Genomic DNA, 8,182 nt, shown 5'->3' on the forward strand with positions numbered 1-8,182 from the left:
CACCAGCCCGGCCGCACGCTGCGCCGAGCCAAAGGCTCCGCGCGCGGCCTCCTACACCACAGGGTGGGACACTATCATCGAACCCTTTCGAGGCTGGCGGACGACTACAACTCCATCACGGGCAACGGGTCAATCATTGCGAACGGCGCCACTTCCGGACGCCGCCTGCGCAGCAGGTTGAGACAGCTTGGACGACACGTTTCCGTAAGGAGCGACCGCGAAAATTCCATTGCGGCTTATGAATGGTCGATCGGCATAGCCCTGTGTCGAATAGCTGTCCGCAATCACCTGACCAATCTCCAATACCTAAAGCAGCGGTTATCTTTCGGACAGGCAGCCGAATACGCGCCGTTAACCTTTCGGGTCGAGGTCGCATCTCGATCTCGCCGCCGGCGCTGCGAAGCATTGCAGGCATGCGCCGCGATCCTGCTCCCCCGGTGCTCTTCACCTTTGGCGCGGTCGGGAGGGACGGACCGTCATGATCTTCGCAGATCAGCAGAAGCTCACCGCCATTGGGCCGCCGATGCGGCGCTCGCGATGTACGACCCGCAAAGCTTCGAGATGATCCCCAGCACAGACATCAACAGAACTTCCTACTGGCCTCGTCCGTGGCCAACTGCTGCAGCTTCATGGTCCGAGCGGCTCGATAGACGGCCTCGTAGCGCACAGCCATTGTGTCGTCGGCGAAGCGCAGGCGCGCTTGCGCGGCACATCGCGCGCGGTCGATTCCGGAAAGTCGTGCGATCGCGGCCGGAGCGTCCTCCAGGCGGTCAATGAGGAAGCCGGTTACGCCCTCCTCGATCAATTCAGGCATGGAGCCCCGACGCAGCGCGATCACCGGCGTGCCGCAGAGCATGGCCTCGACGACCGAGAGACCGAAGGGCTCATCGAAGGCGATCAGATGCAGGAGTCCGCGTGCAGCGCCCAGGAATCGTGCCCGCTCCGTTCCAGCGAGCGGGCCGACCCAGACCGCGCCGGGATCCTCCAGCCGGGGCACGACCTCGACCGCGTGGTAGTCGGCATCCGCGACAATCCCGGCAAGGCGGATCGGTACGCTGGCCGCGCGGGCTGCGTCAATGGCGGCGGCCGGTCCTTTCTCCGGATGGGACCGGCCGAAGAAGACGAGCGGCGCGTCGGGCGCGGACTCCGCGACAACCGGCCAGGCGCTCAGGGCGAGACCGTGGTGGATGGTGGCGGCGTAGCGGAGGTCGGGATGCCGATCCGCATCGGAGATGGCAACGTAATGGGCGTCGTTCGCGTACGCGCGCCAGATCGGCAGGACCGCGTTGCGCACGGAGGGCGGGCCGAAGCCGTGCAGCGTCACGATCATCGGGACGGGCAGAAGCGGCGCATAGGGGAGCGCAGGGAAGTCGCACTGGACATGGATCACGTCGAACGCGCCACAGGCCGCCTCGGACATGGCGGCACCAAGATGCAGCGTCTCCCAGACCTTCACGTCGAGCGGCCTCTCCTCGTAGGGATGCGGCGCCGTCACCCGAAGCGTGCCGGCCGTGCACGAGCCCCCGGCCGCAAACAGCGTCACATCGTGGCCCTGCCGGACCAGCGCCTCGGTCAAGGTGCTCGTCGCCGCTTCCCACGGCCCGTAGCCGGATGGCGGGCAGGCCCAGGCGATCGGCGCGACCATCCCGATCCGCATGCGGACTACTTGGCGGCGATCGTCGGCATGTCGACCTGCGCTGCCGCCCATAGGACAGTGTCGAGCCGATGAGCGATCGCAGGCCAGATCGCCGACCGGCTCTCGTTCCAAGCCCGCCGGGCCAGCGCCTCCCGCCGATCTGGCTGCGTCAGCAGGTCCGTCGCACGCGCCGCCAGGCCGTCAACGTCGCCGAACGAAAACAAAAGCTCCGCCGGGAGGACATCCTCGGCATGCCAGTACGGGGTCGACACGGTCGGGACGCCGCAGGCCAGCGCGCAGGCGAGCGTGCCCGACGTGATCTGCGCGCGGTTGAGATACGGCGTCACGTAGACATCCGCCGCCTGCAGCGCGTCGCAGAGATCCGCGTCGTCGATAAAGCGGTTCTCCATCCGGAGCGCCCTTTCGACGCCGAGCCGGCGCGCCAGATCGATCAGGCCCTCGCGATACCGCTCCCCCTCCTGTGCCAGAAGCATTGGATGCGTCGCGCCCAGCAGGACATAGCGCGCGTCCGGAACCCGCGAGAGGATCGCCGGCAGAGCGGCAATCGCCGTCTCGATCCCCTTGCCCGGAGAAAGGAGGCCGAAAGTCAGGAGTGTCGGCCGGTCGGACCAGTCGAGCCGCCGGCGCATGTCGGCGGGACGGATGCGCGCCCGGTTTGGCGTGCCGTGCGGAACGACATGGACAGAAAGACCGCAGAGGCCGGTCTCCGCCAGCATGTCCCGCCCGCGGGCGGCCATCACGATGAAGGACGCCGTCCGCTGTCGAAGCGCCTCCATCGCAGCGCGCTGATGGAAGTCGGGTTCGGCCAGCACCGTATGGAGCTGCACGACGTTCGGAACGTTGGCGGCGTCGATAAGGTCGATCAGCCAGTCCCCCGCCGGACCGCCGAAGATACCGAATTCATGCTGAACGAAGACAACGTCGGGCGCCCAGGCTGCGATCGCGCGCCCGGCCATCGCGTAATCCGCACGGACTTCCTGCCGCACCTCGAGATCGACGGCCGACCCGTAGGAATGCCTCCGTCCGGGCTCCGACATTGCGGTGACGTGAACGATATGCCCTGCAGCGCGGAGCGCGATCGCGACGTCGCGCGTGTAGGTCGCGATGCCACAACGCCGGGGCGGATGGTTCCCGACGAGCGCGACGCGCAGCGGGTATCGCGACCGGCGCCTGCGAAGCGACGATACGTCCATGGGGCGGGATCTCCTTGAAGACACGCTCGGCCCGACCGTGTCGCTTGAACTACGATGTCATTGAGTGGACGGCATCGTTCGGCCGTGTGCGGCGTTAACCATTCGACGAAGGTGCCGGTTCCATATACCCCACCCGACCATGCGCGGGGCATCGCGCATCGCAGCGGAGATTTCGGCGATGGCCCCTCTCGATCACCTCGTTCGTTTGACCGACGATTGCGGAATCTGGCAGCACGCCCGGCGCATCGTCCCCGACCGTCGACACGGCTATTGTCTCGACGATGTGTCGCGCGCGCTCTGGCTCTGCGCGCGGCGCGCACGGCTCGATCCGGTCGATCCCCTGCCCGGACGACTGGCCGTGATCTACGCGTCCTTCGTGGATCACGCCTGGGACGCCGAGGCGGGCGGGTTCCGGAATTTCCTCTCCCACGATCGGCAATGGATCGGGGGCCCGGACGAAGATGCATCCGCGCGCACCCTCCTGACGCTCGCGGAGACAGCCTTAGCGCCCCTACCGGACGGAATCGGGGACTGGGCACGGGAGTGTCTGCGGAACGCGCTGCCCTCGGCGACGACCTTCCGGTCACCACGGCCCTGGGCCTGGGCGCTCGGAGCGCTGTCGACGGCACGTGAGCTCGACCTTCCGGTCGACGCTCCGGCGCGAACGCTCGCCGACCGCCTGCTTGATCTGTGGCAGCGTGCGCCCGGCGATACCTTCGAGGCCGAACTGGCCTACGACAGCCCGCGCCTCGCCCAGGGCGCGCTTGACGGCGCGCGGTGGCGAGGGGAACTCGCGGAGGCAGGACTGGCTGCGCTACGCGAGATGTCGCGCATCCAGACCGCGGAGGACGGCGCCTTCCGCCCTCCAGGCTCCAATGCGTACGGGCGACCCGGTGGCCCGGCCCGCTACGCGCAGCAGCCCCTCGACGCCTGGGCGCAAGTCGAGGCGACGCTTGCCGCCCATACGCTCACGGGCGATGCGGACTGGACCCGAAAGGCGCAGCGGGCGCACGCCTGGTTCCTTGGCCGCAACGAGGTCGGCCGCCCCCTCGTGACCCCGGACGGCGGCTGTCGCGACGGGATCGACCCCCAGGGCATCAGCGTGAACCAAGGCGCGGAGTCGACGCTGGCCTGGCTTCATACGGACGCGGTCATGGCGCTTGCCGGGCTTGTTCCTGGCCCCGTTGATCGGCATCGGATCACCTGAACGTCTGTTATCCGTAAAGTTCGTCGGTCCAACTCAGCGAAGCCATTCTATGGGCAAGGCTCCAATGAGGAATAGCAAGAGGCGTGAGAGCATTGTCGCGCCGGGCTCGATCGCACGGCGAATGACATCTCAGTCGAGCGTGATTTCCTCCCGGAACAGCGTCTTGTCCACGCGCGGTACGGGGCGGTAAGTCGCCACAGGGAACATTTCGGCGAAAGCCCGTGCTAGGCCTCCCGCCAATCGCTGGCTCTCAATCAGGACACCCATTTGCCTGTTGAGCGCAAAAAAGCGCGGGTTGAAGTTGAACGAACCCACAGAGATGCGCTTTCGGTTTTGATACAGGAGGCCACGGACACGGACCTATCCTCGCCGCAAGACGTCCAGGACGGGTATACCCGTCCCGGACTTGTCCGTTGTGGCGTCAGACCGCTTCGAGGTTGCGCGACCGCTCCGCCAGATCGGACATGAATTCGTCAGAGCCGTAGATCTTGTCGAGCGCACGATCGAGCTTCTGCGTCGCATCCTCTTCGCCAAGCGCCTCGGCGAAGGCCTTGGCCGTGCCGAACCCAGCCATCCCGTAATGGCACATCCGCTGATACTGGGCGATGATGGCGACATCGAGGACCGCGCCCTCAAGGTCGCTGTCGAGCGCGTGCTTCCGGGCTTCCTCGACCAGGCCTTCCATTCCCTTGCAATGCTCCTTCTCGACCTCCAGACCGGCCGCATCGAGAAGGGATCGGAGCATCTCGGTATGCTTGTCGATGCCGTCCTTGGCCGTCTGGAGCCTGTCGGCCAGGCTCTTGTCATTGGCCTTGCTGGACATCTTCGACACTGCCCTGGCCATCTGGTCATTGGCAGACCAGAGGTCCTGCAGCTCTTCCTCGTAAAGATCCTTGAGCGTCGACATTTTCGTCATCCTTTTCGGTTGCACCAGGCCGACGCGAAATCGCGTGTCCACCGATGAACGTGCTTGAGGGTGGCTTTGTTGCACGGATCGCTTGAAAGGCAGCGCCCCTTGCCCCCGTGGAGCCTCGTCAGCGGGCTTGAATGTAGAGCGCTTGATAGATCGCCTCGCGACTGACGCGCATCGTCTCCGTCTTCGGGGAAGAACAAGCCAAGAGATGCCGCCGTCCGACGTCCAGAACGAGGTGTTTCCGACGGGTCTGAAGCTTCGCTGGATCGATCCGGCGCGCAGCATGTGTCGCTTCTATCTCTGCAGGTGCAGCCCGACCTGTTCGGTGGGCTGAGACTGATCCGGGAATGGGGCCGGATCGGCAGTGGCAGCCAGGTTCTCGTCGGGCATCATGCCGACGAGGGGAAGACGATTACCTCACTCCTGCGGATGGCCGGAACGAAGGTACGTCGCAAATTCAACGACTGCCCATGAACGGTCAAAGACGCGTTAATGTTGCCGCATAAGACTTTGTATGGGCTCTAATGGTGTGACCGCCCTCCTCCGTGAATCGTCACTGACCCACCTTGGCACGTCAGATGCCGTCGGGGGGCGGTCACACCATCAGAGCCTCGTCGAGGACGAAATGCTTATTTGCATGAACCAACGGATAGCACGTTTCGAGCGGTCGGATTTGCTGTTTGGGGTCCAGAAAACCTAGGCACTGAATGGGGTCGGTGCCGGGCTTCAGCGACGAACCGCCAGGACCGGTCGGGATCGGATCGAGAGGGCCGGCCTCTATTGCCTTGTGACGCGGGTCTTTGCCCCAATCCAGGATTTCGTCCGTCATCCATCCCTTGGAACGTCAGCGTCACGATCAAGTGGGATCCCGTTGCCTTCTGCGTATTCGCGATCAAGTACCTCGACCGTTGCGGTCGCGGTCAGACCATGAATGACCGTGGAGGCAAAGATGGTGAAGGCAACGAGCGCCCAGAGCGCGCCCTCGTCGATAAATTCAATATGTGTGGATGCATAGCCGAGGTAATAGAGTGACCCAATCCCGCGCACGCCATAGATCGACACGACAGCCCGCGCCCGCAAGCTGAGCGGCGTCCCCAGCAGTCCAATCATCCCCGCGAGTGGCCTGATTGCGAGGATCAGCCCGAAACCGATGATCGTGTAGCTCCAGTCGAGATGAGGCCAGAGCGAGGGCATGACGCTGCCGAGAAGAACGAGAAGGATCGCCGTGATGGCATGTTCGATCGAGTTCGCGAAGCCATGGAGACGTTGGTGAAACTTGTGCCGGGCCTCGGCCCGTCGGCATACCAGCCCCGCGACGAAGGCGGCGATGAAACCGTAGCCTTCAACGAGTTCCACGACCCCGTAGGCGAGAAACACGCCGGCAAGGACAAGGACGCCGGGGCCTGATGCGGCGACCGTGTTCCAGGCGGGGACCGCAAGGATCCTTCCAAGGACCCATCCAATGCCGATGCCGAGCAAGGTGCCGACGACAATGCGGTAGAGGACGTCCCAGGCAAGCCATTCGGCAAGCCACAGGGACGGGTCCGCGCCTTGAGAGGCGACGTGAAGCGCCAGATAGACGAAGGGGAAGGCGAGGCCGTCATTCAGCCCGGCTTCGGTCGTCAGCGCGAAGCGGACGGGATTCTCCTTGCCCTCGAGCGGCGGACCGATCTGGAGATCACCCGCGAGAACCGGATCTGTTGGCGCGAGCACGGCTCCGAGCAGGATGGCGCCCCCGATCGTCATCCCCGCAAGGCTCCACCCGAGGAATGCGACGGCTGCGATGGTGAGGGGCATGGTGACGGCAAGAAGTCTGAATGTCGGCCGCCAGAGCCGCAGACCGCCCAAGTCGTCAATCCGCAGCCCGGTGGCGAAAAGCACGACGATCACCACGAGCTCGGCCGCAAGTTCCCAGATGGCCGGGTTCTCCGTGGGGTCTATGCCGGCGACGATATCAGGAAACAGTAGCGACCCTGTCATTCCGCAGGCCATGAGGAGCGCCGTCGCGGCAGGCGGCCGCCGCATAAAGAGGTGCGGCAGCCAATAGGACAAGAGCAAGCTCACGCCCAGTGCGACGAGCAGGATGTGGTAGGCGTCGAAAGCGAAGCGGGCGTCTTCCATGACCTTGCTTGTATCGTTCAGGGCCGTCACGGCAATCGCCGTGGAAGATCAAAACCAAAGCGCCTGTCCGCCGACGACTTTATTGAATCAGGACAAGATATCTTCAGCTACAGGTGCCGAAATACGAAAGGCGACGCACGATGCACCGGGCGTCGAAGGAAAGGGGACCGATCCTCCGGCCGTGGCAATCGTGCTCAAATTGGCTGACGAAACGCTTTGGCACCCGTCAGCTCTCCGTAATGTTGCGAAACCTCGACAAGAGCTGCGCCAATCTCGGCCGGCATCAGCGGCAACAAGAGAAAACCCAAGTGCCGCAGATGGTGCCGATCGAACTGCGTTGACCTCGTTAGCCTTAGCGTAGGCTTGACTAGTTCGCCGGGACGTTCACGGCGTCTGGGTTGTCCGTCTCGATGGCTGTTTCGTCATTGCCGAACGCGCCGAGAAGCCAGAGCACAAGCAGAAGTGCGACGAGCGCCGCTACGGCGATGCCGATCCATTTGCCGATCCCACCGGAGGATTTCTTTCCGGTGTCCTGGATTTTCGGATTCCGGAAATCCCCGGGATTGTTAGCCATGACGTTCTCCAAATGGGATGCAAGCGGCGACCGAGACGGTGCCTTTGCATGGGCTTGCAACAAGCAGCAGCATCATTTGTTCCTTTCCTGACAGCAAGTCCAAAGGGGTCCGTTAATAATGTTTAACGGCGGTCCCGGAACAATCAGGAGCGGTGTGGATTGGAGCAACACGCTATCCAGACATTTTGCTTTGCTGATCAAACGGGGGAACCCACGACGTGAGTGACCCGACCCCGCCGCTTCGCGATGACGCGACCGAGACAGTTCCGATCGCACAGGAACGTCTCAAGGTTTCCCGACAGGAGACCGAGCGCGTCGCCGCCACGATCCGTCTCCGCACTCGCGAGGAGGAGGTTCCCGTTCGGGAGACGCTGAGGCGCGACCAGGTCGATGTCGAGCGCCTGTCCGTCGACCGCATCGTGGACGAGCCGCCGGCGATGCGCGAGGAGGGCGACGTCACCATCATCCCGATCGTCGAAGAGGTGATGGTGCGGCGTTACCGCATCGTCGAGGAACT

The 8,182-nt window shown here is 64.2% G+C and carries 9 protein-coding genes; 3 read left to right on the forward strand and 6 right to left on the reverse strand.

The features are described from left to right. Positions 1–580: 580 nt before the first annotated feature. Together Q1A87_RS22145 and Q1A87_RS22150 are read right to left on the reverse strand one after the other, a co-directional pair. Positions 581–1,657 carry a glycosyltransferase family 4 protein gene (locus tag Q1A87_RS22145; RefSeq protein ID WP_299656660.1) on the reverse strand — a complete coding sequence of 359 codons (1,077 nt, stop codon included), beginning with the start codon at positions 1,655–1,657 and terminating at the stop codon, positions 581–583. A 5-nt stretch (positions 1,658–1,662) separates the two neighbouring features. Continuing rightward, positions 1,663–2,850 carry a glycosyltransferase gene (locus tag Q1A87_RS22150; protein ID WP_299656662.1) on the reverse strand — a complete coding sequence of 396 codons (1,188 nt, stop codon included), beginning with the start codon at positions 2,848–2,850 and terminating at the stop codon, positions 1,663–1,665. A gap of 178 nt (positions 2,851–3,028) precedes the next feature. Between Q1A87_RS22150 and Q1A87_RS22155 the strand changes: the two genes are divergently transcribed. Beyond that, positions 3,029–4,057, forward strand: a complete 1,029-nt coding sequence (locus Q1A87_RS22155; RefSeq protein ID WP_299656665.1) for a hypothetical protein — start codon at positions 3,029–3,031, stop codon at positions 4,055–4,057. A 421-nt stretch (positions 4,058–4,478) separates the two neighbouring features. On the opposite strand, the gene Q1A87_RS22160 is transcribed toward Q1A87_RS22155, so the two are convergent. Beyond that, positions 4,479–4,964, reverse strand: coding sequence for a DUF892 family protein (locus Q1A87_RS22160; protein WP_299656668.1), 486 nt, complete (start codon positions 4,962–4,964; stop codon positions 4,479–4,481). Positions 4,965–5,255: 291 nt separating this feature from the next. Between Q1A87_RS22160 and Q1A87_RS22165 the strand changes: the two genes are divergently transcribed. Further along, positions 5,256–5,444 (forward strand): WGR domain-containing protein, encoded by a 189-nt coding sequence (locus tag Q1A87_RS22165; protein WP_363323053.1) that lies wholly within the window; start codon positions 5,256–5,258, stop codon positions 5,442–5,444. 121 nt (positions 5,445–5,565) lie between these two features. Here Q1A87_RS22165 and Q1A87_RS22170 read toward each other — a convergent pair whose 3' ends face one another. The 3 genes from Q1A87_RS22170 to Q1A87_RS22180 all read right to left on the reverse strand — a co-directional run bounded on the left by Q1A87_RS22170 (position 5,566) and on the right by Q1A87_RS22180 (position 7,665). Further along, entirely contained in the window at positions 5,566–5,799 is a 234-nt protein-coding gene (locus Q1A87_RS22170) for a hypothetical protein (protein ID WP_299656671.1), read from the reverse strand. Continuing rightward, positions 5,796–7,121 (reverse strand): cation:proton antiporter, encoded by a 1,326-nt coding sequence (locus Q1A87_RS22175; protein WP_363323054.1) that lies wholly within the window; start codon positions 7,119–7,121, stop codon positions 5,796–5,798. The genes Q1A87_RS22170 and Q1A87_RS22175 overlap by 4 nt, the downstream gene beginning before the upstream one ends. 337 nt (positions 7,122–7,458) lie before the next feature. Further along, positions 7,459–7,665 (reverse strand): hypothetical protein, encoded by a 207-nt coding sequence (locus Q1A87_RS22180; RefSeq protein ID WP_299656674.1) that lies wholly within the window; start codon positions 7,663–7,665, stop codon positions 7,459–7,461. Between the two features lie 218 nt (positions 7,666–7,883). On the opposite strand from Q1A87_RS22180, the gene Q1A87_RS22185 reads away from it, so the two are divergent. Next, positions 7,884–8,182 (forward strand): DUF2382 domain-containing protein (locus Q1A87_RS22185; RefSeq protein WP_299656677.1); only part of this gene is annotated, 299 nt, incomplete at its 3' end.

Origin of the sequence: uncultured Jannaschia sp. (genome assembly GCF_947494055.1) — a bacterium.
In the GTDB taxonomy this organism is placed as follows: domain Bacteria; phylum Pseudomonadota; class Alphaproteobacteria; order Rhodobacterales; family Rhodobacteraceae; genus Jannaschia.